A 25,748-nucleotide genomic window follows, 5' to 3' on the forward strand; every position below is an offset into this window, starting at 1 on the left:
ACGGGATCCGCGTCACGACGTCACCTTCCAGGGGTCTGGCTGGGCTGCGGGTTGCCGGTGGGGGCGGGCTGGGCCGGGGAGGCGGCGGGGGCCGGGGACGGGCCCGGTCCGGTCGGCGCGGCCGGCACGTTCGGCGCGGTCGTAGGCGCCACCGTGGGCGTGGGCGTGGGCGTCGGTGAGGGCGGCGCCTCGGCCACCGAGACGCTGCCGGAGACCTTCCCGTCCGGGCCGATGAAGACGGGGCTGCCGCCGGGTACCAGGCCCAGCTCCCGGGCGCGGCGCTGGAGGGCGTCGGGGGCCGAGTAGGCGTCCACGTCGCGCTGGAGGGCCTGCTCCTCGTCGGTGAGGGCGGTGGTCTCCTTCTTCAGCCGGCTCAGCTGGAAGGAGCCCTCGTTGAGCGCCGAGTTCAGCAGCAGCAGGCTGATCAGGCCGCCCGCGAGCAGGGCCACGACCAGCAGGACGAACGGCATCCGCGCCGCCTGCCCGCCGGGTCGCGGCCGGGCCGGGCGGGCGCCGAGGGCCCGCCCGATGCGGGCCGCCTGGCCGCGGGTCAGCGTGGCGACCTTCCCGGCCCTGCTCACAGTCGCGCCTCCCGGATGCGCTCGACCCCCCGGAACCTCGCCGGGGCGGCCCGCCGGTTCTCGGCGATTTCCTCCTCGGTCGGCAGCTCCGCGCCGCGGGTGAGCAGTTTGAGCTTCGGCTGGTACTTCTCCGGCACCACCGGCAGCCCGGGCGGGGCGGTGGAGGCCGCTCCCGCCGAGAAGACCTGCTTGACCAGGCGGTCCTCCAGGGAGTGGTACGAGAGCACCGCGATCCGGCCGCCGACCGCGATGCGGTCCACCGCCGCCGGGATGGCCCGCTCCAGGCCGGAGAGCTCGCCGTTGACCTCGATCCGCAGTGCCTGGAAGGTGCGCTTGGCCGGATTGCCGCCGGTCCGCTTGGCGGCCTGGGGCAGGGCGTCGCGGATGAGCTCGACCAGCCGGGCGCTGTTGCTGAAGGGAGCCTTCTCGCGCTCGCGGACGATCGCGGACACGATCCGCTTGGCCTGCTTCTCCTCCCCGTACTGGCGCAGGATCCGCACGAGCTCGCCCGGCGCGTAGGTGTTGAGGACCTCGGCGGCGCTGATGCCCGTCGTCTGGTCCATGCGCATGTCCAGCGGGGCGTCCTGCGCGTACGCGAACCCGCGGTCGGCCTCGTCCAGCTGCATGGAGGAGACGCCGAGGTCGAACAGGATGCCCTGGACCGCCGGGAGGCCCAGGCCGTCGAGCACCTCGGCGAGGTCCGCGTAGATCGCGTGTACGAGGGTGGCGCGGTCACCGAAGGGGGCGAGCCGCTCGCCGGAGAGCCGCAGGGCCTCCTTGTCGCGGTCGAGGCCGATCAGGCGGGCCTCGGGGAACCGGGTCAGCAGGGCCTCGCTGTGGCCGCCGAGGCCGAGGGTGCAGTCGACGACGACGGCCCCCGGCCTCTCCAGCGCCGGGGCCAACAGGTCCAGGCACCGCTGGAGCATCACCGGGACATGTCGGGACTCGCTAGTCAAAGCGCCCTCTCAGATAACGGCGCGGCAGGTGTACGCACCGCCCGCTCCCCCGGCCGGTGAGCGGAAGAGGGCCGGGCCGGACGTACGCGCCGCGCACGCGGAGTCTTCATCGGTGGCCGGGAGGCCGGTCAGGGCCGGGCTCCGGCCGGTTCGCGTCACTTTAGTGCAACGGTCGCCGCGGTCAACGAACCGGCCCGCGCGCCGTACGCGCCCTCTCGGACCGAAGCCGCCCGGGCCGGCGAACCACCCGGACGGCCGCCCCCCGCCCACCCCTGTGGGTTAGCTCACACAAGCCCCGTTGACGTTCTTTGTCCGCCCTCACCACCGGACTGCGCCGCCCGTGACCACTAACGTCGTACCCATGACGACTTCCGCATCCCTGCCTGCAGACTCCGCACCCGAGGCATCCGTCGGCGGATCCGTCACCGACCGGCTGGTCGAGGCGAACCAGCGCTACGCGGCCACGTTCGCCGATCCGGGCATGGATGCCCGCCCGGTCCTCCACGTCGCCATCGTGGCCTGCATGGACGCCCGCCTCGACCTGCACGCCGCACTCGGCCTGGAGCTCGGCGACTGCCACACCATCCGCAACGCGGGCGGCGTGGTCACCGACGACACCATCCGCTCCCTCACCATCAGCCAGCGGGCCCTCGGCACGCGCACGGTGATACTGATCCATCACACCGGCTGCGGCCTGGAACGTCTGACCGAGGACTTCCGCCACGAGTTGGAGGACGAGGTCGGCCAGCGTCCCGCCTGGGCCGTCGAAGCATTCCGCGACGTCGACCAGGACGTCCGCCAGTCCATGCAGCGCGTCCGCACGAACCCCTTCCTGCCCCACAAGGACGATGTGCGAGGCTTCGTCTTCGACGTGCACACCGGGCTCCTCCGGGAGATCGATCCCAGCTCCTGAGTGACACAGGGCCGCAACGGCGTCAAGAATGCGGGGAGGCACCACCCGGAAGACCCCGGGTCCGGTGTCCGTGTTTCGGGGTGGGCCGGTCATGCGCGTAGAGCGTCGGCCCTGAGCAATGGGCCGAGGAGTACCAGGTGACGACGTACGACGACCGAGCGAGCCTCGCGGATCTGACCAGCACGGCGGAGCGGGTCCGCCAGTCGGTCGAGAGCGTGATCGAGGGCAAGCCCGAGGTCGTCCGCCTCGCGCTGACCGTGCTCCTCGCCGAGGGGCATCTGCTGATCGAGGACGTTCCGGGCGTCGGCAAGACGATGCTCGCGAAGACGCTGGCCAAGTCCATCGACTGCTCGGTGCAGCGCATCCAGTTCACGCCGGACCTGCTGCCCTCCGATATCACGGGCGTCAGCATCTACGACCAGCAGCGCCGCGAGTTCGAGTTCAAGCCCGGCGCGATCTTCGCGCAGATCGTCATCGGCGACGAGATCAACCGCGCCTCGCCGAAGACACAATCGGCACTGCTGGAGTCGATGGAGGAACGCCAGGTCACCATCGACGGCACCACCTACACGCTGCCGAGCCCCTTCATGGTCGTCGCCACCCAGAACCCGGTGGAGATGGACGGCACCTACCCGCTGCCCGAAGCCCAGCGCGACCGCTTCATGGCCCGCGTCTCCGTCGGCTACCCGAGCCCGGAAGCCGAACTCCAGATGCTCGACGTACACGGCGCGGTCAACCCCCTCGACGACCTCCAGGCCGCCGCGCACGCCCACGACATCGTCAAACTGATAGAGGCCGTGCGCGAGGTCTACGTCGCCGAGCCGGTCCGGCGCTACGTCGTCGACCTGGTCTCCGCCACCCGCAGCCACCCCGACCTGCGGCTGGGCGCCTCGCCCCGGGCCACCCTGCACCTCCTGCGCGCCGTAAAGGCCTCCGCCGCGCTCGCCGGCCGGGACTACGTCCTGCCCGACGACGTCCAGTCGCTGGCCGCGCCGGTCCTCGCGCACCGGTTGCTGCCCACCGCACAGGCGCAGTTGAACCGGCGCACCAGCGAGCAGGTCGTCGGCGAGATCCTGCAGCGCACCCCCGTCCCGGCCGCGCACACCCGCGGCGAGATGCCGCCCGGCGCCGGCGCCCGGAGCTTCTGATGGGTGCCGGTGCCCCCCGCGGCGCCGGCGGCCCGGGAGGCGGCGGGCTGCGCGCCTCGCTGTCCGGGCTGACCACCCGCGGCCGCTCCTTCGTGGCCGCCGGGGTCGCCGCGGCCGCCTGCGCCTACGTCCTCGGCCAGGGCGCGCTGCTGCGCGTCGGCCTGCTGCTCGCGCTCCTGCCGCTGATCTGCGTCTACGCCCTGCACCGCACCCGGCACCGGGTCTCCGGCAGCCGCCGGCTGACCCCCGGGCGGGTGCCCGCGGGAGCCGAGGCCCGGGTGCAGCTGCGCATGGACAACGTCTCCCGGCTGCCCACCGGCCTGCTGATGCTCCAGGACCGGGTCCCGTACGTGTTGGGGCCGCGCCCGCGGTTCGTGCTGGACCGGGTCGAGCCCGGCGGCCGCCGTGAGGTGTCCTACCGGGTCCGCTCCGACCTGCGCGGCCGCTACCCCCTGGGCCCCCTCCAGCTGCGGCTGACCGACCCCTTCGGTCTGGTCGAGCTGACCCGCTCGTTCAGCACCTACGACACCCTCACCGTCATCCCGCGCACCGAACCCCTGCCGCCGGTCCGGCTGACCGGGGAGTCCAACGGCTACGGCGACGGCAGCCGCCGCTCCCTGGCCCTGGCCGGCGAGGACGACGTGATCCCGCGCGGCTACCGGCGCGGCGACGACCTGCGCCGCGTGCATTGGCGCTCCACCGCCCGCTACGGCGAGCTGATGGTCCGCCGCGAGGAACAGCCCCGGCGCATCAAGGCCACCGTCCTGCTCGACACCCGGCGCCTCGCCTTCGACGGCGCGGGTCCCGACTCCGCCTTCGAATGGGCCGTCTCCGCCGCCGCCTCCAGCCTCGTGCACGTCCTGGAGCAGGGCTTCTCGGCCCGGCTGCTGACCGACACCGGCGACGCCGTGCCCGGCCAGGGCGGCGGCGGGTTCTCCGCCGGCGGGCAGGAGTCCGCGGAGGCCGCCGGGCTGATGATGGACACCCTCGCCGTGGTCGGACACTCCGACGGCGCCGGGCTCTCCCGGGCCTACGACGCGGTGCGCGGCACCGACGGCTTCGGTGAGGGCGGCGGCGACGGGCTCCTCATCGCCTTCTTCGGCGACCTGGACGACGTACAGACCGAGCTGGCGGCGACCATGCGCCAGCGCACCTCGGGCGCGGTGGCCTTCGTGCTGGACACCGAGACCTGGGGCGGCAGGCCCGCGCCCGGGCACCACGTGGTCCCGCTCCAGGAGCGGCTGCGCAGGCTGCGCGACGCGGGCTGGACGGCTCTGGCCGCCACCCCGGGGGCGGCCTTCGGTGAACTGTGGCGGCAGATCGGGACCGCGCGCGTCGGTACCGGAACGAGCGGAGGCCGGCCATGAGCGGACGGGCGAAACTGACGGTGTTCGCGGCACTCGCGACGCTGCTCACCTCGTGGTCGCTGAGCCCGCTGGTGGAATCGCAGGCCTGGCTGCTCCAGGCCGCGCTGCTGCTGACCGTGCAGAGCGCGGTGGGAGCGGGGGCCCGGCGGGTGCCGCTGGCCCGGTCGCTGACCGTGGCAGCACAGCTGCTGGTGTCGCTGCTGCTGCTCGCTCTGCTCTTCGCCGGCAAGGTCGAGTCCGCCGGCAGCGGCCCGCTGGCCTATTTCGTGACGGACTTCGGCTCGCTGTTCGCCCAGGGCGTCCACGACGTGGGCGAGTACGCGATACCGGCCCCGCTGACGGACGGCATCCAGCTGCTGCTGGTGTCCGGGGTCCTGCTGATCGGCCTGCTGGTGGACCTGCTGGCGGTGACCGCGCGCACGGCCGCCGCGGCCGGACTGCCGCTGCTCGCGCTGTACTCGGTCGCCGCGGGCCTGTCGGGTGGCGGGGACGCCTCCTGGTTCGCCTTCCTGCTGGCGGGCTGCGGGTACCTGATGCTGCTGCTCTCCGAGGGCCGTGACCGGCTCGCCCAGTGGGGGCGGGTGTTCGGCTCGGCACCGCGCGGACGCGGAGCGGCCGACTCGGGCATCAGCAGCGGCGGCGTGCAGGCGACGGCCCCGGTGCGGTTCGGCCGGCGGATCGGCGCCCTGGCCCTGGGTGTGGCGCTGGTGGTGCCGGCGGCGCTGCCCGGCCTCGACGACGGTTTGCTGGGCGGTCCGAAGGACGGCGCCGGGTCGGGCGGCTCGGGCGGCACGATCTCGGCGGTCAACCCGCTGGTCTCCCTGCAGAGCAACCTCAACACGCAGGACAACCGCGTGATGCTCCGCTACCGGACGGACAGTCCGCAGCAGAGCGAGCAGTACCTGCGCATCATCGCCCTGGACGAGTTCAACGGCGCCAGGTGGGAGGCGTCCGGCCGGGCCCTGACCGACGTCCCGCAGCAGATGCCGCCCCCGCCCGGTCTCGCTGACGAGGTCCGCGTCGGCGCGAGCGAGGTGACCACGAACATCACGGCGTCGGACGGCTACGGCCAGCGCTATCTCCCCATGCCGTACCCGGCGACCGCGGTGGAGATCGGCGGGAAGTGGCGGTTCGAGCCGGTCGGCCGCACGCTGGTCGGCGACCAGCTGGGCCGGGACCGGTACCAGACCGTCCAGGGCGCCGAGTACCGGGTGCGCAGCCTGCTGCTGAAGCCGACCGCGCAGCAGCTCCAGGAGGCCCCGGCGCCGGACCCGGCGATACGGGAGGAGTACACGAAGACCCCGGACAGCCTCCCGGCGGTGGTCGCCGACACGGCCCGCCAGGTGACGCAGGGAGCGGAGGACGACTACTCGCGCGCGGTGAAGCTCCAGGACTTCTTCGCCGTGAGCGGTGGGTTCCGCTACGACACGCAGACCACCTCGGGGACGGGGCCCCAGGCCGTCGCCCGGTTCCTCGCCGACAAGGAGGGCTTCTGCATCCACTTCGCCTTCTCGATGGCGGCGATGTCCCGCACGCTGGGCATCCCGGCCCGGGTCGCGGTGGGCTTCACCCCCGGCACGAAGCAGTCGGACGGCATCGTGAACGTGTCGATGCGGGACGCGCACGCCTGGCCCGAGCTGTACTTCCAGGGCGTGGGCTGGACCCGATTCGAGCCGACCCCCCGGTCGGGCCTCAACGTGCCGGACTACTCCCGTGTCGAGGCCCCGGCGGCCCAGCCGTCCGCGCCGGCGCCGCTGCCCTCGCAGGGCGCGGCGCAGCCCGCGCCGGCACCCTCGGCGTCCGTCGAGTGTCCGCCGGTGCTGAAGAAGCTGGGCGAGTGCGGACCGACCGCCCCGCAGCAGAGCGCGGCCTCCGACGACGGGCCGGCGCTGACGGCGGTCCTCGGCTGGCTGGCGGTCGTCCTCGCGGTGTTGGGACTGCCCCTGCTGCCGTCGCTGTGGCGCCGCCGACTGCGGGCCCGCCGACTGGGAACCGGGGAGGTCCTGGCGGCCTGGCGTGAACTGGGGGACACCGCCTGGGACGTGGGCGTGGTCCCGGACGAGGCGCTGTCCCCGCGCCGGGCGGCGAGCCGGGTGGTGGATCTGGGCGGCCTGGATCCGGACGCCGCGGCGGCGGTGCACCGGGTGGCGGGCGCTGTGGAACGGGCTCTGTACGCGCCGCCGGGCGCGGAGGTCTCGTACCCGGGCCTGGCGGACGACGTACTGGCAGCACGGGCGGGCCTGCTGGCCGCGGCGGGTCGCCCGGCCCGGCTGCGCGCCCTGGTGCTGCCGCGCTCGGCGGCCCGGATCTCCTGGGCGGTCTCGGCCCGCCGGTCGGCCCTGGCCTCGGCGGTCTCGGCCCGCCTGGCGTCCCTGCGCCTCCCGCTGTGGGTCCGCGGCGGGGGCGTGTTGCGCAAGTAGCGCCGTCCGCCCCGGGGCCGGGCGCGCGGCGTCGGGCCCGGCTCCTTGCAGCCCGTCAGGGGACGATCCCGGCGGAATCCGGAGCGTGCGGCGGGGCGGGGCGAGCGGGGCGGAGTTCCCGCGACGGCGCCGGACCCTGCCGAACCCGGGTACGCGAGAACGCGGCGAGGCCCGATCCCCCCGGGCCCCGCCGCGTCCGCGCCTTTCCCACCGGGTCCCCGTACCTCCGCCCGGTCGCGGACGGAGGTACCCGGTCCGCTCCGCAGCCCCGTGTCGGCGGCGCGGACCGGGGCTCCTGTCCGTGGCTCCCAGTCTGGCGTCCGCGCAGGTGGGAGCCCATCCGCATGCGTACTCATTTCCGCGCCTAGGTACGGATACTCAGCGGCAGCGGCGGGCCCCACCAGTTGTACGGGCTGCCGTGCCCGCGCGGCACCGCCGACCGGGGGGTGCCGGGCGGGTCAGCGGTTTCCGCTGACCCGCCCGCGCAGCAGCAGCGACAGGGCCGAGTGCACGTCGTCGAGGGACCGCTCCCGCTGGAAGGACTGCCAGTCCAGGGCGGCCACCAGCACCATGCCCACCAGTGCGGCCGCGGTGAGCTGCACGTCGATCTCGGGGCTGAGCTCCCCGCGCTCGACGCCCTCGCGCAGCACCTTCTCCACGACGGCCACCGCCTCCTGGCGGACCACCATCAGGGTGGACTGCCAGGTGCGGTTGGTCCGCCACAGCTCGGCGACGTACAGCTGGGTGAAGGCCGGGTAGCGGTCGATGAAGACCAGGCCCGCCCGGATCATCGCGTCGAGCGCCTCGACGCGGCTGCCGCCGGCTGCCTCGGTCTCCTCCGCCGCGGTGCGCAGCGAAGCCGTCAGCAGGCCGACGCCGTGCCGCAGCAACTCCTCGAACAGCTCGTTCTTACTGGCGAAGTTGTAGTAGACCGTGCCCTTCGCCACGCCCGCCCGCTCGGCGATCTCATCGACCGTGGTCGCGGAGAAGCCCTTCTCGGCTATCAGGGTGACGGCCGCTTCGTAGAGCTTCTGCCGGGTGGCCGCACGACGGCCCCCGCCGGTACCCGTACCGGTGCTGCTGCTGTCCATGGCGCTGATTGTCACAGGTCAACACATCCCTACAGGCTCAGTTCCGGGTGCAGTCGGTCCATGGTCCACACCTGCTTGCCGCGGGCGGCGAGCGCGGTGAGGGCGAGGGCACCGACCGTGAAGGCGATCAGGACCAGGCTGCCCTGCCAGACCGGGGTGAGGTCGCCGCCGGTGATGAGGCGGCGCAGGCTCTCCACGACGTACGACATCGGCAGGTAGGGGTGGACGGCGTTGAAGAAGTCCGGGCTGGTCTGGACGGGGTAGGTACCGCCCGCGGAGGTCAGCTGGAGCATCAGGACGGCGAGGACGAGGATCCGCCCCGCCGCGCCGAACTTGGCGTTGAGCCACTGGATGATCGCCGCGAAGCAGCCGGTGACCAGCAGCAGGAAGCCGATGGTGAGGGCCGGGTTGGCCATCTTGAGGCCGAGGTCCGGGGCCCAGCGCAGGACGGACATCAGCAGGGCGACCTGGGCGGCGCCGATGCCCATGACGGGCAGCCAGCCGGCCAGGGCGATCCGCCAGGGCGAGGCGCCCGCGGACAGGGCACGCTTGTTCATCGGGGCGATCAGCATGTAGGCGACCATCGCGCCGACCCAGAGGGACAGCGGGATGAAGTAGGGCGCGAAGCCGGTGCCGTAGTTGGGCGCCTTGTGCAGGGACTGGTTGGCGAGCCTGATCGGGTCGGCCATGACCTCGGTGCGGGCGTCCCGCTGCTGCTGGTCGTAGTCGGGGATCTTGCCGACACCTTCGTGCAGGCCGCCGGCCAGCTCACCGGTGCCGTCGACGAGCTTGTACATGCCGCCGTCGAGGCGGTGGGCGCCGTCGCCGAGCCTGCCGACGCCGTCGCTGAGGGCGCCGGAGCCGGTGGTGGCGGAGCCGAGGCCGGTGTGCAGCTGGGACATACCGGTGGCGACCTTGTGGGCGCCGGTGTTGAGGGCGTTGACCTTGGCGACGGCCGCGTCGAGGTCGCTCGCGAGATGGGGGGCCTTGTCTGCGAGCTCGCGGGCCTTGCCCTCCAGGTCGGTCAGCTGGGTGCGGAGCTTGGCCACGTCCCCGCCGGCGCTCTTGGCCAGGGTGCTGACGTCGCCGCTGAGTTCGGCGGCCTCGGCCGCGTCGTCCCTGACCTTCTTCAGGTCGGGGCAGGAGGCGAGGTGCGGTTCGGCGCCGGGGGTGACGCAGTGCTTGGTGTAATAGGCGTCGGCGCCGCTGGAGGCCCGCTTGGCGACGGCCGCGGCGGCCGGGGCCTTCTCCACGAACGTGTCGAGGTGGTTGTTGACCACCTTCGCGCTGTCGGCGACCAGCTCGGCGGTGGCCGCGAGGCTCTTGGGGTCCTTGACGAAGGGGCGGGCCTTGTCGGCGGCACCGTTGACCCGGTCGGCGAGGACCTGGGTGCCGTTCGCGATGTCCCGCGTACCGGTCTCCAGCTTGGCGGCGGCCGCGTTGAGCTTCTTCAGGCCGCTGTTGAGCTCGCCGCTCTTCTCCCCGGCGGTGTCGAGGCCGTCGGCGAGTTCCTTGGCACCCTCCTGGGCCTTGCCCGCGCCGTCCTTGAGCCGGTCGGCGCCGTCGGCGGCCTCGGCGGTCTTGTCGTGCAGGTCGGAGAAGCTGACGAAGATCTTGTCGAGGAAACCGCGGGAGGCGTTGGCGGACGCCGCCGAGCGGACCTCGGAGAAGACGGAGCGGGAGATCGAGCCGACGACGTAGTTGTTGGCGTCGTTGGTGCGGACCTGGAGGGCTCCCGTGGCGGGGTCGTCGCCCGAGCTGGAGGCGATCTTCTCGCTGAAGTCGGCCGGCATGGTCAGGGTCAGGTAGTACGTACCGTCCTCCAGCCCCTTGGCCGCCTTCTCGGCGCTCACCTCCCGCCAGTCGAAGGTCCTGCTGTCGCGGAGCTTCTTGGTGAGCTCACCGCCCGCGTCCAGGTGCTTGCCGTCGACGGTCGCACCCCGGTCGGAGTTGACGAGGGCGACGGGCACCTTGTCGAGGCGGCTGTAGGGGTCCCAGAAGGACCAGAGGTACAGGGCTCCGTAGAGCAGCGGCAGCAGGAGCAGAGCGACGAGGGCGGCCCGGGGCAGCTTCCCCCGCCCGAACCGCTTCAGCTCAAGCGCGGCCAGCTTCGGCGAGCGCATCGTCCGTCCCCTTCGTGTCGTCGTTGTCGTGGGCGGCCGTCTCGGCCTTCTCCACCTTGTCGGCCTTCTCGACCTTGTCGGCCTTGTCGGCCTTCTCGACCTTGTCGGTGCCGGAGCCGGCGTCCGCGGCGGAGCCCTGCCTCGCGCCGGAGTCCTGTTCCGCGGCCGGTTCCGCCTGCGCCGTCGGCTCCGCGCGCCGGTCGGTCCCGGCACCGCCGTCCTCCCTCGGGGCGGTCCGCAGGACCACGGCGTCGGCGGGGGCCTCGCTGCACACGGCGAGGACGGTGGTCCCCCGGGCGGCGATCGAGCGCAGCATCGCCCAGACCTCGGTGCGTTCGGTGTCCGAGAGCTTCATGTCGAGGTCGTCGAGGGCCAGCAGCCTCGGCGAGCCGAGCAGGGCGATCGCAACGGACAGCCGGACGGCTTCCAGGCGTTCCAGGTCCCGGACGGTGGTGCGCTCCCCCTTGGGCAGCGTGGCCAGGTCCAGTCCGGCGGCGTCCAGGGCGGCCTCGATCCGGGTGGAGGCCGCGGCGCGGCGCTCGGCCCTGGGCCGCAGCAGGGAACGGATCGGGGCGTCGTAGTGGCGCTGGAGCAGAGCGCCCTCACGCAGCTGTTCGGCGACCGTGAGGGACTGGTCGAGGTCGTTGACCCCCGGGACCGGGCCGAGGGCGGCGATCCGGCGGACCGCGGCCATCTTCTTCGGCAGCCGGTGCCGGCCGATCTCGGCGTGACCCTCGGTGGGCTTCATCCGCCCGGTGAGGGCCAGGAGCAGGCAGGTGCGGCCACTGCCGGAGGGGCCTTCGACCGCGATGAGCGAGCCGGGCGCCGCGTCGATGCCGAGCCCCCGGAAGGCCCAGCCCCGCGGGCCCTTGAGTCCGAAGCCCTCGGCCTTGACGGCCGCGCCGTGCGGGCTGTCCACGCCGTCCCCCTTCTTTTTAAACTGACCGGTCAGTTCAAAACTATCACCCCGTCGCGCACCAGGCGTACAGGAGGGGGCAGTTGCTGTGCATTTGACGGAAAACATGCAGGTCAGGCTGATTGTCAGTGGGGCCCGTCACGATGGAGGCAACGCACCACGCATCGACAGGAGGTTCGTCATGGCCACACCGTCCCCGTCCCCTGTCCACCCCGTCCTGCGGAAGTCGGCGGCCCCGCCGGCCGCCCTCGACCTCCTCGCCAAGGCCCGCAGCGGCCTGGCCGAGGCCGCCCTGCTCACCCGACCCAACGAGCGCTACGCCACCGCCCACCTCTCCGCGCTGCGCACCGCCGCGGCCGTGCTCGCGGCGCGCGCTCGGCCCGAGCCGCCGCACCCGCGGCGGCGGCCCCGGATCCGCAGCGCGTGGGAGGTGCTGCCGGAGCTGGCACCGGAGCTCGCGGAGTGGAGTGCACTCTTCGCCTCCGGCGCCGCTCGCCGGGCCCGGGCGGAGGCGGGGATACCGGATGCGGCCGGCGCCCGGGACGCGGACGACCTGCTGCGCGCCGCCTCGATGTTCCTGCGCCTGGTGGAACGGCTGCTCGCCGTCCCGGTGCCCGCCGACACCGCGCCCCGAAGCCCGGGACAGACCGTGCCACAGCCGCGCCCGGAGCGTCCGGACGCGGGATGACCTGCCCGGCTGCGGAAGGCAATAGGGTGGGGCACGGACCGCTCACCCTTACCCCGCCGAGGAGCCATCAGCCGTGTCGGACACTCCACGCCCCCGTGCCTCCCTCCGCACCGCCGTGGTGTGGGAGGTCCTCAAGGAGGCGCTCGACCGCCGGGTGAAGGCGACCGGGCGGGATGTGCTCGACGTGCTCGACACCGGCGGCGGCACCGGCAAGTTCGCCGTCCCGGTGGCCCGCCTGGGCCACCGGGTCACCGTGGTCGACCCCAGCCCGAACGCACTGTTCGGGCTGGAGCGCCGGGTGTCCGAGGCGGGCGTGGCCGACCTGGTCCGCGGCGTCCAGGGCGACGCCCAGGGCCTGCTGGACGTGGTCGAGCGGGACGCGTACGACGTGGTGCTCTGCCATGGCGTACTGGAGTACGTGGACGACCCGGCCGAGGGCGTGGCCAACGCGGTGGCGGCCCTGCGTCCCGGCGGGACGCTCAGCCTGCTGGCCGCCGGACTCGGCGGGGCCGTGCTCGCCCGCGCGCTGGCCGGGCACTTCACGGAGGCCCGCAACGCCCTCACCGACCCCGCGGGCCGCTGGGGCTCCGGCGACCCGGTGCCGCGCCGCTTCACCGCCGAGCAGCTGTCCGGCCTGGTCGGCGACGCCGGTCTGGCGGTCGGCGCGGTGCACGGGGTGCGGATCTTCGCCGACCTCGTTCCGGGCGTCCTGGTGGACACAGAGCCGGGCGCGGTCGAGGCACTGCTGCGTCTGGAGGAGGCCGCGGCGGAGCTGCCCGCCTTCCACGCGGTGGCCACACAGCTGCACGTCCTGGGCGAGAAGCGGGCCTGAACTGCTGCTCCTGCCCGCTCGGAGTCTGCCGCTCATCCTCCGTCCGACCGGTCCGCCCCGTATGATCGGGAGCAGTGACCGGCATGGTGAACGGACCATTGGGGAATAACGGCCCCAGTGACCGCTCCCGCGGCGGTACGGTTTTCACGCAGTGGCTTTACCGGCTCCGTCTACGCCGTGCTTTGTCATTTTGGAACGTGGTTTGAGGGCGGGTGTCACGGGGGCGATTCCCCGCCTATCCTGAAGGGGACCCCTGGTCGCCACCCCCGCGACCGACGGATGAGGAGGACTCCCGTGCCGCTCTCGGAGCACGAGCAGCGAATGCTCGAGCAGATGGAGCGAGCGCTGTACGCCGAAGACCCCAAGTTCGCGACAGCGCTTGAGGGAAGCGGGCTGCGTACGTACACCCGGCGACGGGTCTACCAGGCAGTCGCAGGCATTGTGGTGGGTATCGCGCTCCTCATGACCGGTGTGATCATTCCGAACGTGCTGTGGATCAGCGTGGTGGGGTTCCTCGTCATGCTGGGATGCACGGTCCTGGTGGTCACCGGTTGGCGCAAGGCACCCAAGCCCGGCGAGCAGCCCGTCTCCGGAAGTACCGGCGGTTCGACCCGCGGCCACAACCGGCAGCGTCGGTCGATGATGAACCGCATCGAGGACCGGTGGCAGCGCCGCCGTGACGAGCAGGGACAGTAGGCTCCGGAACACGTGAGTGAGGGGACGGCCGCCGCCGCGCGACCGTCCCCTCACTGTTCCGCGCCGGCCTCCGGCACGCCGACGCGCCCGTACGGCATGATGATCCGATGAGTGTGCTCCCCCTGGTCTTCACCAGCGGCTGGGCCAGTGGGATCAACGCTTACGCCGTGGTCCTCCTGCTCGGCATCTTCGGCCGTACCGGCCTGACCGACGAGGTCCCCGCGTCCCTGCAGCGCACGGACGTGCTGATCGCCGCCGCCGTGCTCTTCCTGTGCGAGGCGGCCGCCGACAAGATCCCGTACGTCGACTCGATATGGGACAGCGTCCACACCGTGATCCGCCCGGTGGCGGGTGCGGTGATCGGCGCGTTGCTGGCCGGGCAGAGCGGCTCCCTCTCCGACCTCACCGCCGGGGCGGTCGGCGGCACCACGGCGCTGGCCAGCCATTTCGTGAAGGCCGGCACCCGGATGGCGATCAACACCTCACCCGAGCCGTTCACCAACGTGGCGGTGAGCATCGCCGAGGACCTCGGCGTGGCGGGCCTCGTCACCTTCGCGATCTTCCACCCGGTACCCGCCGCGGTCATCGCGGGCTCCCTGCTGGTCGTCGGACTGGCCATAGTGGTCTTCCTCTGGAGCCGGATCCGCCGCTTCCTCCGCCGCCGCGCCCAGCGCCGCGAGGAGAAGCGGCTGGCCGCCGAGGCCCGCGAGGTCGCCGGGGCGCCACCCCGCTGACCGCGGCCGCCCGCCCGGGGCCATAGGCTCGGCCGCATGGCACGAATTGCGGTGATCGGCGCCGGCATGGGCGCGATGGCGACAGCGGCCCGGCTGGCCGTGGCGGGGCACCGGGTAACGGTGTACGAACGTGGCGCGACCTACGGCGGGGCGGTCGGCCGGTACGAGCGCGACGGCTTCGCCTTCGACACGGGGCCCGGCCTGCTGCACCTGCCCGCCGTCTACCGCGACCTCTTCGTGAAGACCGGCAAGCGGCCGCTGGAGGACTGCGTCGACATGGCGCAGGTGAACCCGGCGGTCCGACACGTCCTGCCCGGCCACGGCATCGACGTCACCTTCCCCGGCGCCTCGCACGGCGGTGTCGCCGCCGCCCTGGAGGCCGCCTTCGGCGAGGGTGCCGGCGCGCGCTGGAACGCCGTGCTGGGCCGCGCCCGCGACGCCTGGGACGCCACCCGCCGCCCGCTGCTGGAGGAGCCCCTGCGGGACGGTGCCCGGCAGACGCTGGGCGGCGATCCCTACCCTGCCCTGCGGCGCAGCGGCCTGCTGCGGCGCCGCAGCCCGACCCTCGCCGAGGTGGCCGGACGGGAACTGGGCGGCCCCCTCGCGGAGGTACTGACCGGAGTGGTCCGCGGCTACGGCCTCGACCCCGCCACCGCTCCCGGCTCGGCGGCCGTGCTCCCGTACATGGAGCAGACCTTCGGCAGCTGGTACGTGCGCGGCGGGATGCGGGCGCTGGCCACCGCCGTGTACGAGCGCTGCGTGGAGCGGAAGGTCGCCTTCGTCTTCGGGGCGCGGGTGCGGGAGGTGCTGGTCCGAGACGGCCAGGCGGCCGGCCTGCTGCTGGCCGACGGCACCGAGGCGGCCGCCGACTTCGTCGTCTGCGGGATCGACCCGCGGCTGCTTCCGGCCGACTCGCTGCCGTGGCCGGCCGGGGCGGTCCCGGCCCGGGGCGACGGCGTGCCCGGCCGGATCACGCTGCTGCTCGCGCTGCGCGGCCCCCGCCCCCCGGGAACCGCCCACCGCACCCTCGTGCACGCGGCCGGACGCCAGGTCACCGTGATGCGGCCGGACGATCCCGCCACGCGGCCCGACGCGGAGCACGAGGCGGTCACCGTGAGCGCCGTGCACGGGCCGGGGACCTCGGAGCCCGGGGAGCTGCTGGACCTTGCGGAGGAGGCCGTGGAGGGCCTGCGCGAGCGACTGTTGTGGCAGGAGGTGCGCACCCCGGCCGACGTCGAGGCGGCGACCGGCGCCGTGGGCGGCGCGGTACCGCCGCCGGCGCTCGCGGGTGCCGGTGGCGGGCTGCTGTACCCGGCCAACGCCACGGCGGTGCCGGGCCTGTACCTGGCGGGCGGCTGGGCCCATCCGGGCGGTGGGCTCGCGCACGCCGGGATGACCGGGGCCCTGGTGGCCGGGCTGATCGTGGAGGGCGCGGGGTTCCGCGGCTCCCAGTGAGCCCGCCGCGGCCCCGGCCGGCTCAGTAGCGGTACTGCCCGTACTCGCCCTGCTGCGGGTACGGGTACTGCTGCGGCGGCTCGCCCTGCCCGTCCCCCGGGTACGGTCGGCCGCCCGCGTCGGTGGACCGCTGCTGGGGGACCCACACGCCGCCGGGCGGGGTGTCCGTGGAGTACTGCTGCTGCCCGTAGTCGGCGTACGGGGTGTAGTCGTACGGCTGGGGCGGGACGACACCGCCGCCGGTGCCGATGTACGGGTCCGAGTAGGCGGCGTAGACCTGCTGCTGCTCGCCTGTCGGGTAGCCGGCGGAGTAGTCGTAACCGCCCTGGTCGTGCTGGTCGTAGTAGGCCGCGTACTGGTGGGCGTCCTGCTCGGCGGTGGTGAACGGCGAGGCGAATGCGGCCGTCTCGTCGACCTCGGGGGCCTGGGTCGCGAAACTCTGCATCCCGTAGGAACCGGTCTCCTCGGGCACCGGCTGCGGGCTGTGGACCTCCTCGGCCGGGGCTCCGTCCGCGTCGTCGTATGCGAGGGCGGTGACCTGGAGCGCCGGCTCCTGTGCGGCAGCCCCGCCTCTGCGGCGTCCGGTCTTCCGGACCGGCGCCCCGCCGCGGCGCACCGCCCAGCCGGCGACGAAGCCCTTGCGGAAGGAGAGCGTCACCAGGGTCTGGCCCACGGCGAAGGCCGCCGCGCCGGCGCCGATGACCGGTACCGACGGCAGGATCACCCCGGCGACCACGCCGAGGAAGCCGGCGAAGGCGAGCAGGCGCCAGCGCAGCCGGGCCTTGTACTGCATCAGTACCTCGGCAAGCAGCCACAGCGCGACGATTCCGAACGCGATGTAGAGGACCGTCATACCCATGCAAGGCCCCTCTCGGTACGGCCGTCACACGGGTACGGCCGGTCAAGCCCGCTGGTGCAGGCCCAGGTTCTCGTAGATCTCGAGAGTCGCCGTGGAATTGTTCAGCGTGATGAAGTGCAGTCCCGGTACACCCTCGGACAGCAGCCGCGCGCAGAACTCCGTGGCGAACTCGATGCCAATGGAGCGTACAGCGGCCGGATCGTCCTTGACGGCGAGCATGCGCTCTTTCACGTCCGCGGGGAAGACCGCGGTGCTCAGCTGGGGCAGTCGGTCGAGCTGCTTGATACCCACAACAGGCATGACCTCGGGGATGATCGGGGTGTCGCAGCCCGCCTTCGCGACGCTGTCGCGCAGCCGCAGATAATTCTCGGGATCGAAGAACATCTGGGTGATCGCGTAGTCGGCGCCGGCACGGCACTTGTCCACGAAGTGTCGGATGTCCGTATCCCAGTCCGTCGAGCGCGGGTGCATCTCGGGGAAGGCCGCGACGCCGACGCAGAAGTCTCCGGACTCCTTGAGCAGGCGCACCAGGTCGGCCGCGTAGTGCACGCCCTCCGGGTGGGCCACCCACTCGGCCATCGGGTCGCCCGGCGGGTCGCCGCGCAGGGCGAGCATGTTGCGGATCCCGGCATCGGCGAACTGGCCGATGACGTGGCGCAGCTCGGCGATGGAGTGGTCCACGGCGGTCAGGTGCGCCACCGGGGTCAGCGTGGTGTCCGCCGCGATCTCCTGGGTGGCCTTGACGGTGCCGCCGCGGGTGGAACCGCCGGCTCCGTAGGTCACGGAGACGAAGCTGGGGGACACCGCCTCGACCCGGCGCAGGGCGTTCCAGAGGTTGCGTTCGCCCTTCTCGGTCTTCGGTGCCCAGAACTCGAAGGAGTACGAGCGCCCGGACGCGAGGAGGTCGCGGACCGTGTGTGCGCGGTCCGACCAGGTGGAAGCGGTACCAGAGGCCATGTGGGCAGGTTAGACGCGCCCCGGCGCTCCCCGAAGCGGCGTCCGCCTTTTGGACATGTTTTTGGACACCTGCGGGCGTGTCTCCGGCCCGCACGGGCTTCCTCGGGCTGTGGCGGCGTGGAATGCCACCGGTTGTCCGGGCGGATTGTCCGGGCGGACGGGACCCGTCGCCGGACCCCCGCCGGATCCGGACTCAGCCGAGGCGGGCCCGGACCCGCCGGGCGAGGTCGGCGGCGGCAGCAGCGGGGTCGGCGGCCTCGGTGAGCGCGCGGACGACCACGATGCGGGTGGCGCCGGCGTCCAGCACCTGGTCCAGGTTGGCGGCGTCGATGCCGCCGATGGCGAACCAGGGCCGGTCCTGCTCCAGCGAGGCCGCGTAGCGGACCAGGTCCAGGCCGGGAGCGTGACGTCCGGGCTTGGTGGGCGTGGGCCAGCAGGGCCCGGTGCAGAAGTAGTCCACGCCCGGTTCGGCGGCGGCCGCCGCGACCTCGTCCTCCGCGTGGCAGGAGCGGCCGATGAGCACCTGCCCGCCGAGGATGGCGCGGGCCGCGGGGACGGGGATGTCGCCCTGCCCGAGGTGCAGGACGTCGGAGCCGATGGCATGGGCCACGTCGGCACGGTCGTTCACGGCGAGGAGCTTGCCGTGGCGGCGCGCCGCCTCGGCGAACACCTGGAGGTGGTCGAGCTCCTCGCCCGCCTCCATGCCCTTGTCGCGGAGCTGGACGATGTCCACGCCCCCGGCCAGGACGGCGTCGAGGAACTCGGGGAGGTCACCCTGGCGCTTGCGGGCGTCCGTGCACAGGTAGAGCCGGGCGTCGGACAGCTGCATGGGTGTACCCCCCGTGATGGAGGCGGTGTACGGGCACCTGGCCCGTACACCGCGGTGGAGCTACTGCGGATCGGTTCAGAGGGCGAGCGCCTGAGCGCGGCGCTTCACCTCCGTGCCGCGATTCTCGCTCAGCGCCTGGGCGGGCGTGCCGGGCAGGGTCGGGTCGGCAGTGAAGAGCCATTCCAGCATCTCCTCGTCGGAGAAGCCGTCGTCGCGCAGGACGGTCAGCAGGCCGACCAGGCCCTTGACCACCTTGTCTCCGTCGATGAAGGGGGCTGGAACCTGCAGGGCCCGGTTCTCGCCCCGGCGGACGGCGATGAGCTGCCCTTCCTTGACCATCTGGCGGACCCGCGTCACCTCGACGTGGAGCATCTCCGCGATGTCGGGGAGGTACAGCCAGTCGGGGACGAGGGAATCGATCTTTGCGTCAATCTCGGTCACAGGCCAAGCCTGCCACCTCCCACCGACAGCCGGTACCCGGGCGGACCGTCCGTGGCACGCCGCGGCCCGGCGCGCCCGTACCGCCCGTGCCACCGGCTAGAGGGTGGCCGATTTCAGCGGGGTCCCCGGGTCCGCGACCCCGGCCGGGTCCACGGCGGCGCCCGTCTCGATCAGCTTGCGGCCCTGGGCCAGGTCCCGGGGGCGGCCGACCGCGAGGACCGCGGCCAGGGCGCCGTCGCGCAGCCAGCACACCGACCAGGTCTCCCCGGCCGGGTCGCCGCGCCACACCGGGGCCCCGGCCCCGCCGTGGTGGCCCGCGTACTGCACGAAGCGCCCGAACTGCTCGGACCAGAAGTACGGAACCGGGTCGTAGACCGCGGTGGGCTCCCCGGCCAGGATGTTGGCCGCGACCGCCCGCGGCCCCTGGAGCGCGTTGTCCCAGTGGTGCACGAGCAGCCGCGCCCCGTAGCGACCGGACGGGAAGGAGGCGCAGTCGCCGACCGCGTACACCCCCGGCAGGGAGGTCAGCAGGTGTGCGTCGGCGGTGACCGAGCCGTCGGCGCCGCGCTCCACGCCGGACCCGGACAGCCAATCGGTGGCGGGCCGCGCGCCGATGCCCACGACGACCGCGTCGGCGGGCAGGGTGCGCCCGTCCGCCAGGAGGACGCGCCCCTCCTCGACGCCGGCCACCTTCGCTCCGGTGATCAGCTCGGCGCCGGCCTCGCCGTACCAGCGCGCCATCGGTTCGGCCACCTCGGCGGGCAGGGCGCCCGCCAGCACCCGGTCCGCCGCCTCCACGACCGTCACCGCGCAGCCGGCCTCCCGGGCCGCGGTGGCGAACTCCGCCCCGATCCAGCCCGCGCCGACCACCACGACCCGGGACGCGGCGGCCAGCACCGGGCGCAGCCGCGCCGCGTCGTCCAGCGTGCGCAGCAGGTGGACGCCCGGGACGCCCTCGGCGCCGGGCAGGGTCAGCGGCTGCGCGCCGACCGCCAGGACGAGGGTCCCGTACGGGACCGGTCCCGCCTCGGTGTCCAGTTCGCGGTCCGCGGCCCGCAGGCCGGTGACCTCCGTGCCGAGCCGGAGGTCGATGCCCAGGCCTTCGAAGTCCACGTCGAACGCGGAGTCCTCGGCCTTGCCGAGCAGCACCGCCTTGGACAGCGGGGGCCGATCGTAGGGCTGGTGGGGCTCGGCTCCCAGCAGGGTCACGGGGCCCGCGAAGCCCTGCTCGCGCAGGGCGACAGCGGTCTGCACCCCGGCCATTCCGGCGCCGACGATCACGACGCCGCGCTGATTGTGTTCCGTCTGCTCGCTCACGCCGCCACCCTAATCATCTGACGCTCCGTCAGGAACAGGTGCCGCCTTACCCGCCGTCCTCCGCCGGGATAGTCTGGCCACCGTACCTATCGCGGGAGTCCGGCGCACCGGGCTGAGAGGGAGGCTGGCCGGCCTCCGACCGTACGAACCTGATCCGGGTCATGCCGGCGAAGGGAGGGGCTGGACGCCCATGCACTCATCTCGAACGGGATCCGACCGCGGATCGAACGTCCTCGTCGTCGGCGGCGGGATCATCGGCCTGGTCACCGCCTGGCGGGCCGCGGAGCGCGGACTGAGCACCGTACTGGCCGACCCGGCACCCGGCGGCGGCGCCGCCCGGGTCGCGGCCGGCATGCTCGCCCCCGTCACCGAACTCCACTACGGCGAGGAGTCCCTCCTCGGCCTCGGCCTCGCCTCCGCCGAACGCTATCCGCGGTTCGCCTCCGAGCTCGCGGAAGCGAGCGGCGGCATGGACATCGGCTACCGCGCCTGCGGCACCCTCGCGGTCGCTCTCGACGCCGACGACCGCCTCCACCTGCGCGAACTGCACGCCCTCCAGCGACGCTGCGGCCTGGAGTCCGCCTGGCTCACCGGCCGCGAGTGCCGCCGTCTGGAGCCCATGCTCGCCCCGGGGGTTCGCGGCGGCCTGCGCGTCGACGGCGACCACCAGGTCGATCCGCGGCGGCTCGCGGCCGCCCTGCTGGCCGCCTGCGAAGGCGCCGGGGTGACCGTCCACCGGGCGGCGGCCGAGCAGCTGCTCAGCACCGCGGACCGGGCGACCGGCGTGCTCCTCGACGACGGCACGGAGCTGCGGGCCGACCAGGTGGTCCTGGCCGCGGGCTCGCTCAGCGGCAGGCTGGCGGGGGTGCCCGCCGAGGTGCTGCCGCCCGTGCGGCCCGTCAAGGGCCAGGTGCTGCGGCTCTCCGTACCGCCCGTGTACGCGCCGTTCCTCTCCCGCACCGTACGGGCGGTCGTGCGCGGCAGCCACGTCTACCTCGTGCCCCGCGAGAACGGCGAACTCGTCATCGGCGCCACCAGCGAGGAGCTCGGCTGGGACACCACCGTCACCGCGGGCGGGGTCTACGAACTCCTGCGCGACGCCCACGAGCTGGTACCCGGCATCACCGAACTCCCGCTGACCGAGACCCGTGCCGGACTGCGCCCCGGATCACCCGACAACGCCCCGCTGCTGGGCCCCACCGACCTGCCCGGCCTACACCTGGCCACCGGGCACTACCGCAACGGGGTGCTGCTGACCCCGCTCACCGGCGAGGTGATGGCCGAGCTGCTGGTCAGCGGCGAACTGCCCGGGATCGCACGCCCCTTCACCCCCCGCCGCTTCTCCGCCGCACGTCAGGAGTCGTACGCATGACCATCTCCGTCAACGGCGAGCCGCGCGAGGTCGCGGCCGGCACCACGCTCGACACCGTCGTCGCGACCCTGACCGCGGCTTCCTCCGGGGTGGCGGCCGCACTCAACGAGACCGTGGTCCCGCGCGGACAGTGGCCGGCCACCCGCGTGGGCGACGGCGACCGCGTGGAGATCCTCACCGCGGTCCAGGGAGGCTGACCGGCATGGCCGACGACCTGTTCGCACTGGGCGACCGGACCTTCTCCTCCCGCCTCATCATGGGCACGGGCGGCGCCCCCAGCCTGGACGTGCTGGAGCGCGCCCTGGCCGCGTCCGGCACCGAACTCACCACCGTGGCCATGCGCCGCCTGGACCCGACGGTGCAGGGTTCCGTCCTCTCCGTCCTGGCCGGCCTCGGCATCTCGGTCCTGCCCAACACCGCCGGCTGCTTCACCGCGGGCGAGGCCGTCCTCACGGCCCGCCTCGCGCGGGAGGCCCTGGGCACCGACTGGATCAAGCTCGAAGTGGTCGCCGACGAGCGGACCCTCCTGCCCGACGGCGTCGAGCTGCTGGACGCCGCCGAGATCCTGGTGGACGAGGGCTTCACCGTCCTGCCGTACACCAACGACGATCCCGTGCTGGCGCGCAGGCTGGAGGACGTGGGCTGCGCGGCGATCATGCCGCTCGGCGCTCCCATCGGCTCCGGCATGGGCATCCGCAACCCGCACAACTTCGAACTCATCACGGAGCGGGCGGGCGTACCGGTGATCCTGGACGCGGGCGCGGGCACCGCCTCCGACGCCGCCCTGGCGATGGAACTGGGCTGCGCGGCGGTGATGCTGGCCTCCGCCGTGACCCGGGCGCAGGAACCGGTCCTGATGGCATCCGCCATGCGGGACGCCGTCTCGGCCGGCCGCCTGGCCTTCCGGGCGGGCCGCATCCCCCAGCGCCGCTTCGCCGAAGCCTCCTCCCCCAGGGAGGGCCGCGCGGCGCTGGACCCGGAGCGGCCCGCGTTCTGAGGACGCAACGGGGCGGCCTGGGGGGGCGGGGCGGGAGGCGTCCGGTGCGGGTGCGGCGGTGGCCGGGCGGCCGTCGGGCGGTCGCCGGGGACGTGCCCCGGGAGTCGCGCCGGCCCCCGCGCCGCTCCGGTTCACGCCGGCCGGGAATCCCGCCCCGCCCCCTGCTCACGTCACAGCTGCGCTGCAACGAGACCCGCCCCCGCCGGGACACCGGCGCCGGCTCGTAGAATCGGCGGGTGGATACGACCCTGGAAGACCCTCTCGTCGGGCGCGTGCTCGACGGCCGCTACCGCATCGACGCCCGCATCGCGGCCGGCGGCATGGCCACGGTCTACCGGGCCGTCGACACCCGGCTGGACCGGATCCTCGCCCTGAAGGTGATGCATCCGGCACTCGCCTCCGACGCCGGCTTCGTCGAGCGGTTCATCCGCGAGGCGAAGTCCGTGGCGCGGCTCGCGCACCCCAACGTGGTCGCCGTGTTCGACCAGGGCACGGACGGACCCTACGTCTACTTGGCGATGGAGTACGTCTCCGGCTGCACCCTGCGCGACGTGCTGCGCGAGCGCGGTGCACTCCAGCCGCGGGCGGCCCTCGACATCCTCGAACCGGTCCTGGCCGCCCTCGGCGCCGCCCACCGGGCCGGGTTCGTGCACCGCGACATGAAGCCCGAGAACGTCCTGATCGGCGACGACGGCAGGGTCAAGGTCGCGGACTTCGGGCTGGTCCGGTCGGTGGACTCGGTGACCAACACCACCGGCTCGGTGCTCGGCACCGTCTCCTACCTGGCACCCGAGCAGATCGAGAACGGCGTCGCCGACACCCGCGTGGACGTCTACGCCTGCGGTGTCGTGCTCTACGAGATGCTCACCGGCTCCAAGCCCCACGTCGGCGCCACCCCCGCGCAGGTGCTCTACCAGCACCTGCACGAGGACGTCCCGCCGCCGTCCGCCTCGGTGCCCGGCCTGCCCGCGGGCCTCGACGGGCTCGTGGCCTGCGCCACCGCCCGCACCCCCGACCTGCGCCCCTACGACGCCGCCGCCCTGCTCGGCCTCACCCGCGAGGCCCGCGCCGGACTCAGCGACGTCGAGCTGGACGCCGTACCGCCGCAGGCGCGCGCCGTGGACCGGTCGTCCGCCGAGGACCGCACCGGTGTCATCCCGCGCCCGGTGGCGGCGGAGCCCGTGAACCTCACCTCCCGCTTCGAGGCGCCCCCACTGGACCCACCCCCTCCGTCCGGGCGCCGGTCGGCGGTCGGCGGCCGGCCCCGCCGCGGCGTGCTGCTGGCGGTCGTCGGCGTGCTGCTGGCGCTCGGCATCGGCACGGGCGTCTGGTACATCAGCTCGGGCCAGTTCACCAAGGTCCCCAACCTGCTCGGCAAGACCGAGGAGCAGGCTCGCGCCCAGCTCTCCGAGGCCGGTCTCGGGGTGAAGGGGGTCGACCGGAAGTTCAGCGACGCCTTCGAGCGCGGGACGGTGATGAACACCGACCCCGCGGGCGGGCAGCGGATCCGCGGCAACGGCGCGGTGACCATCACGATCTCCCGCGGTCCCGAGGTCGTGTCCGTGCCCAACCTCCGGGGCAGGCCGCTGGAGGAGGCCAAGGAGGAGCTGACCAGGACCGGGCTGGCCCCCGGAATCGTCACGCAGGCCTTCAGCCAGGACGTCGCCCAGGGCTCGGTGATCAGCACCAATCCGGCGGGCGGCGAGAAGCGTGCGCCCGACACGGCGGTCTCGATCGTCGTCAGCAAGGGCCGGCCGGTGCCGGTGCCCGGCGTGACGGGGCTGCCCTTCGAGCAGGCGAAGGCCACCCTGGAGGGTCTGGGCCTCAAGGTCGCCACGGCTCCCGAGCAGGTGAACGCGCCCTCGGATCCGGGGACGGTGGCCAACCAGTCGATCGGCGCCGGGACCCAGGCGGCGGCCGGGGACACGGTCACGCTGACGGTGTCCAAGGGACCGCGCCAGCTGCCGGTCCCGAACGTGATCGGCCAGGACGTGGACACAGCCCGCAAGACCTTGGAGGACGCGGGCTTCAAGGTGAAGGTGGACCGGCCGCTGCTCTCCTTCAGCAGGACGGTGGACGCCCAGTCGGTGCTCCCCGGGCAGACCGCGGCCGAGGGCCTGACGATCACCATCCGGATCAAGGGGCTGTAGGCGCTCGTGGTACGCAATCCAGTGGGCGGACATGTCCCCGTCGCGGGCGGTCTGGCCTCGGTCGGGCTGGCGTACGCCCGGGAGATGGGCGCCGAGGCCGTCCAGGTCTTCGTCGCCAATCCGCGCGGCTGGGCCACCCCGGTCGGCAATCCGGCGCAGGACGAACGGTTCCGCGAGGAGTGCGCGCGGGAGGGCATCCCCGCGTACGTGCACGCGCCGTATCTGATCAACTTCGGCTCGCACACCGCCGCCACCGTGGAGAGGTCGGTGGAGTCCCTGCGGCACTCGCTGCGCCGGGCCCGGCGGATCGGCGCGCTCGGGGTGGTCGTCCATACCGGCTCCGCGACCGGCGGTCGCCCGCGGGAGGCGGCGTACGAGCAGGTCAGGGAGTACATGCTGCCGCTGCTGGACGAGCTGACGCACGACGACGACCCGTTTCTGCTGCTGGAGTCGACGGCCGGGCAGGGTTCCTCGCTGTGCTCGCTCGCGGAGGACTTCGGTCCGTACTTCGATGCGCTGCGCCACCATCCGAAGCTGGGGATCTGTCTGGACACCTGCCACGTCTTCGCGGCCGGTCACGACCTGGCGGAGCCGGGCGGGACGAAGGTGACGCTGGATCTGCTGGTGGACGCCGTGGGCGAGGGCCGGCTGAAGCTGGTCCACGCGAACGACTCCAAGGAGGGCGTGGGCGCGCACAAGGACCGGCACGCGAACATCGGCCAGGGCCACATCGGCCGGGACGCCTTCGCCGAGCTGTGCACGCACCCCGCGATGGACGGCGTACCCCTGATCATCGAAACGCCCGGAGGCAAGGAAGGGCATGCGGCGGATGTGGCGCTGCTGAAGGAGCTGCGCGGCGCCCAGTGATCCACTGACCCTTGAGGAATACCCCCTGGGGGTATACGG

Annotated in this window: 24 protein-coding genes and 1 riboswitch; of the genes, 14 read left to right on the top strand and 10 right to left on the bottom strand. The window is 73.5% G+C overall.

From position 1 onward, the window contains the following. Positions 1–20: 20 nt before the first annotated feature. Together ftsL and rsmH are read right to left on the bottom strand one after the other, a co-directional pair. Positions 21–581, bottom strand: coding sequence for a cell division protein FtsL (ftsL, locus tag R4Z63_RS08305; protein ID WP_384450158.1), 561 nt, complete (start codon positions 579–581; stop codon positions 21–23). Next, entirely contained in the window at positions 578–1,537 is a 960-nt protein-coding gene (rsmH, locus tag R4Z63_RS08310) for a 16S rRNA (cytosine(1402)-N(4))-methyltransferase RsmH (RefSeq protein WP_078556936.1), read from the bottom strand. The genes ftsL and rsmH overlap by 4 nt, the downstream gene beginning before the upstream one ends. A gap of 298 nt (positions 1,538–1,835) precedes the next feature. Between rsmH and R4Z63_RS08315 the strand changes: the two genes are divergently transcribed. From R4Z63_RS08315 to R4Z63_RS08330, 4 genes are all read left to right on the top strand, one after another. Continuing rightward, a complete protein-coding gene (locus tag R4Z63_RS08315) occupies positions 1,836–2,450 on the top strand; it encodes a beta-class carbonic anhydrase (RefSeq protein WP_078556938.1) in 615 nt (204 codons plus the stop codon). Between the two features lie 137 nt (positions 2,451–2,587). Continuing rightward, positions 2,588–3,598 (top strand): AAA family ATPase, encoded by a 1,011-nt coding sequence (locus R4Z63_RS08320; RefSeq protein WP_037926908.1) that lies wholly within the window; start codon positions 2,588–2,590, stop codon positions 3,596–3,598. Further along, positions 3,598–4,965 (top strand): DUF58 domain-containing protein, encoded by a 1,368-nt coding sequence (locus R4Z63_RS08325; protein ID WP_384450162.1) that lies wholly within the window; start codon positions 3,598–3,600, stop codon positions 4,963–4,965. Before R4Z63_RS08320 ends, R4Z63_RS08325 begins: the two co-directional genes overlap by 1 nt. Next, a complete protein-coding gene (locus R4Z63_RS08330; RefSeq protein ID WP_384450165.1) occupies positions 4,962–7,385 on the top strand; it encodes a transglutaminase TgpA family protein in 2,424 nt (807 codons plus the stop codon). The genes R4Z63_RS08325 and R4Z63_RS08330 overlap by 4 nt, the downstream gene beginning before the upstream one ends. A 458-nt stretch (positions 7,386–7,843) precedes the next feature. Here R4Z63_RS08330 and R4Z63_RS08335 read toward each other — a convergent pair whose 3' ends face one another. From R4Z63_RS08335 to R4Z63_RS08345, 3 genes are read right to left on the bottom strand one after another with little or no spacing between them, the layout of a single operon-like run. Further along, positions 7,844–8,476 carry a TetR/AcrR family transcriptional regulator gene (locus R4Z63_RS08335; RefSeq protein ID WP_037926913.1) on the bottom strand — a complete coding sequence of 211 codons (633 nt, stop codon included), beginning with the start codon at positions 8,474–8,476 and terminating at the stop codon, positions 7,844–7,846. Between the two features lie 29 nt (positions 8,477–8,505). Beyond that, positions 8,506–10,599 (bottom strand): YhgE/Pip family protein, encoded by a 2,094-nt coding sequence (locus R4Z63_RS08340; RefSeq protein WP_384450169.1) that lies wholly within the window; start codon positions 10,597–10,599, stop codon positions 8,506–8,508. After that, a complete protein-coding gene (locus R4Z63_RS08345) occupies positions 10,571–11,518 on the bottom strand; it encodes an ATP-binding cassette domain-containing protein (protein WP_384450172.1) in 948 nt (315 codons plus the stop codon). Before R4Z63_RS08345 ends, R4Z63_RS08340 begins: the two co-directional genes overlap by 29 nt. A gap of 178 nt (positions 11,519–11,696) precedes the next feature. On the opposite strand from R4Z63_RS08345, the gene R4Z63_RS08350 reads away from it, so the two are divergent. The 5 genes from R4Z63_RS08350 to R4Z63_RS08370 all read left to right on the top strand — a co-directional run bounded on the left by R4Z63_RS08350 (position 11,697) and on the right by R4Z63_RS08370 (position 15,920). Continuing rightward, a complete protein-coding gene (locus R4Z63_RS08350) occupies positions 11,697–12,203 on the top strand; it encodes an SAV_6107 family HEPN domain-containing protein (RefSeq protein ID WP_384450175.1) in 507 nt (168 codons plus the stop codon). Positions 12,204–12,276: 73 nt separating this feature from the next. Next, entirely contained in the window at positions 12,277–13,035 is a 759-nt protein-coding gene (locus R4Z63_RS08355; RefSeq protein ID WP_037926920.1) for a methyltransferase domain-containing protein, read from the top strand. Positions 13,036–13,329: 294 nt separating this feature from the next. Further along, positions 13,330–13,731, top strand: a complete 402-nt coding sequence (locus R4Z63_RS08360) for an SCO2097 family morphological protein (protein WP_037926923.1) — start codon at positions 13,330–13,332, stop codon at positions 13,729–13,731. A 107-nt stretch (positions 13,732–13,838) separates the two neighbouring features. Continuing rightward, entirely contained in the window at positions 13,839–14,465 is a 627-nt protein-coding gene (locus tag R4Z63_RS08365; RefSeq protein WP_384450178.1) for a DUF4126 domain-containing protein, read from the top strand. A gap of 36 nt (positions 14,466–14,501) precedes the next feature. Continuing rightward, the gene (locus tag R4Z63_RS08370; RefSeq protein ID WP_384450181.1) at positions 14,502–15,920 is read left to right on the top strand and encodes a phytoene desaturase family protein; all 1,419 of its coding nucleotides are present in this window, start codon (positions 14,502–14,504) and stop codon (positions 15,918–15,920) included. Between the two features lie 22 nt (positions 15,921–15,942). On the opposite strand, the gene R4Z63_RS08375 is transcribed toward R4Z63_RS08370, so the two are convergent. The 5 genes from R4Z63_RS08375 to R4Z63_RS08395 all read right to left on the bottom strand — a co-directional run bounded on the left by R4Z63_RS08375 (position 15,943) and on the right by R4Z63_RS08395 (position 20,323). Then, the gene (locus tag R4Z63_RS08375; protein ID WP_384450184.1) at positions 15,943–16,779 is read right to left on the bottom strand and encodes a hypothetical protein; all 837 of its coding nucleotides are present in this window, start codon (positions 16,777–16,779) and stop codon (positions 15,943–15,945) included. Positions 16,780–16,821: 42 nt separating this feature from the next. Further along, positions 16,822–17,736, bottom strand: coding sequence for a methylenetetrahydrofolate reductase [NAD(P)H] (gene metF / locus R4Z63_RS08380; RefSeq protein ID WP_037926934.1), 915 nt, complete (start codon positions 17,734–17,736; stop codon positions 16,822–16,824). A 193-nt stretch (positions 17,737–17,929) separates the two neighbouring features. After that, the gene (gene thiE, locus R4Z63_RS08385; protein WP_037926937.1) at positions 17,930–18,565 is read right to left on the bottom strand and encodes a thiamine phosphate synthase; all 636 of its coding nucleotides are present in this window, start codon (positions 18,563–18,565) and stop codon (positions 17,930–17,932) included. A 75-nt stretch (positions 18,566–18,640) separates the two neighbouring features. After that, positions 18,641–19,006 carry an Rv2175c family DNA-binding protein gene (locus R4Z63_RS08390; protein WP_037926940.1) on the bottom strand — a complete coding sequence of 122 codons (366 nt, stop codon included), beginning with the start codon at positions 19,004–19,006 and terminating at the stop codon, positions 18,641–18,643. Positions 19,007–19,102: 96 nt separating this feature from the next. After that, positions 19,103–20,323 carry an NAD(P)/FAD-dependent oxidoreductase gene (locus tag R4Z63_RS08395; RefSeq protein ID WP_384450190.1) on the bottom strand — a complete coding sequence of 407 codons (1,221 nt, stop codon included), beginning with the start codon at positions 20,321–20,323 and terminating at the stop codon, positions 19,103–19,105. Positions 20,324–20,404: 81 nt separating this feature from the next. Continuing rightward, positions 20,405–20,516: riboswitch (TPP riboswitch) on the top strand. Between R4Z63_RS08395 and thiO the strand changes: the two genes are divergently transcribed. From thiO to R4Z63_RS08420, 5 genes are all read left to right on the top strand, one after another. Continuing rightward, a complete protein-coding gene (thiO, locus tag R4Z63_RS08400; protein WP_384450193.1) occupies positions 20,514–21,695 on the top strand; it encodes a glycine oxidase ThiO in 1,182 nt (393 codons plus the stop codon). It overlaps the preceding riboswitch by 3 nt. Beyond that, the gene (gene thiS / locus R4Z63_RS08405) at positions 21,692–21,892 is read left to right on the top strand and encodes a sulfur carrier protein ThiS (protein ID WP_384450196.1); all 201 of its coding nucleotides are present in this window, start codon (positions 21,692–21,694) and stop codon (positions 21,890–21,892) included. Before thiO ends, thiS begins: the two co-directional genes overlap by 4 nt. Before the next feature lie 5 nt (positions 21,893–21,897). Next, positions 21,898–22,692 carry a thiazole synthase gene (locus tag R4Z63_RS08410; RefSeq protein WP_037926951.1) on the top strand — a complete coding sequence of 265 codons (795 nt, stop codon included), beginning with the start codon at positions 21,898–21,900 and terminating at the stop codon, positions 22,690–22,692. 236 nt (positions 22,693–22,928) lie between these two features. Beyond that, on the top strand, positions 22,929–24,842 hold the full coding sequence (gene pknB / locus R4Z63_RS08415; protein WP_384450200.1) for a Stk1 family PASTA domain-containing Ser/Thr kinase: 1,914 nt from the start codon (positions 22,929–22,931) through the stop codon (positions 24,840–24,842). 6 nt (positions 24,843–24,848) lie between these two features. Further along, positions 24,849–25,709, top strand: coding sequence for a deoxyribonuclease IV (locus tag R4Z63_RS08420; protein WP_384450203.1), 861 nt, complete (start codon positions 24,849–24,851; stop codon positions 25,707–25,709). Positions 25,710–25,748 lie beyond the last annotated feature (39 nt).

It is taken from the genome of Streptomyces sp. PL-29, from assembly GCF_058344425.1.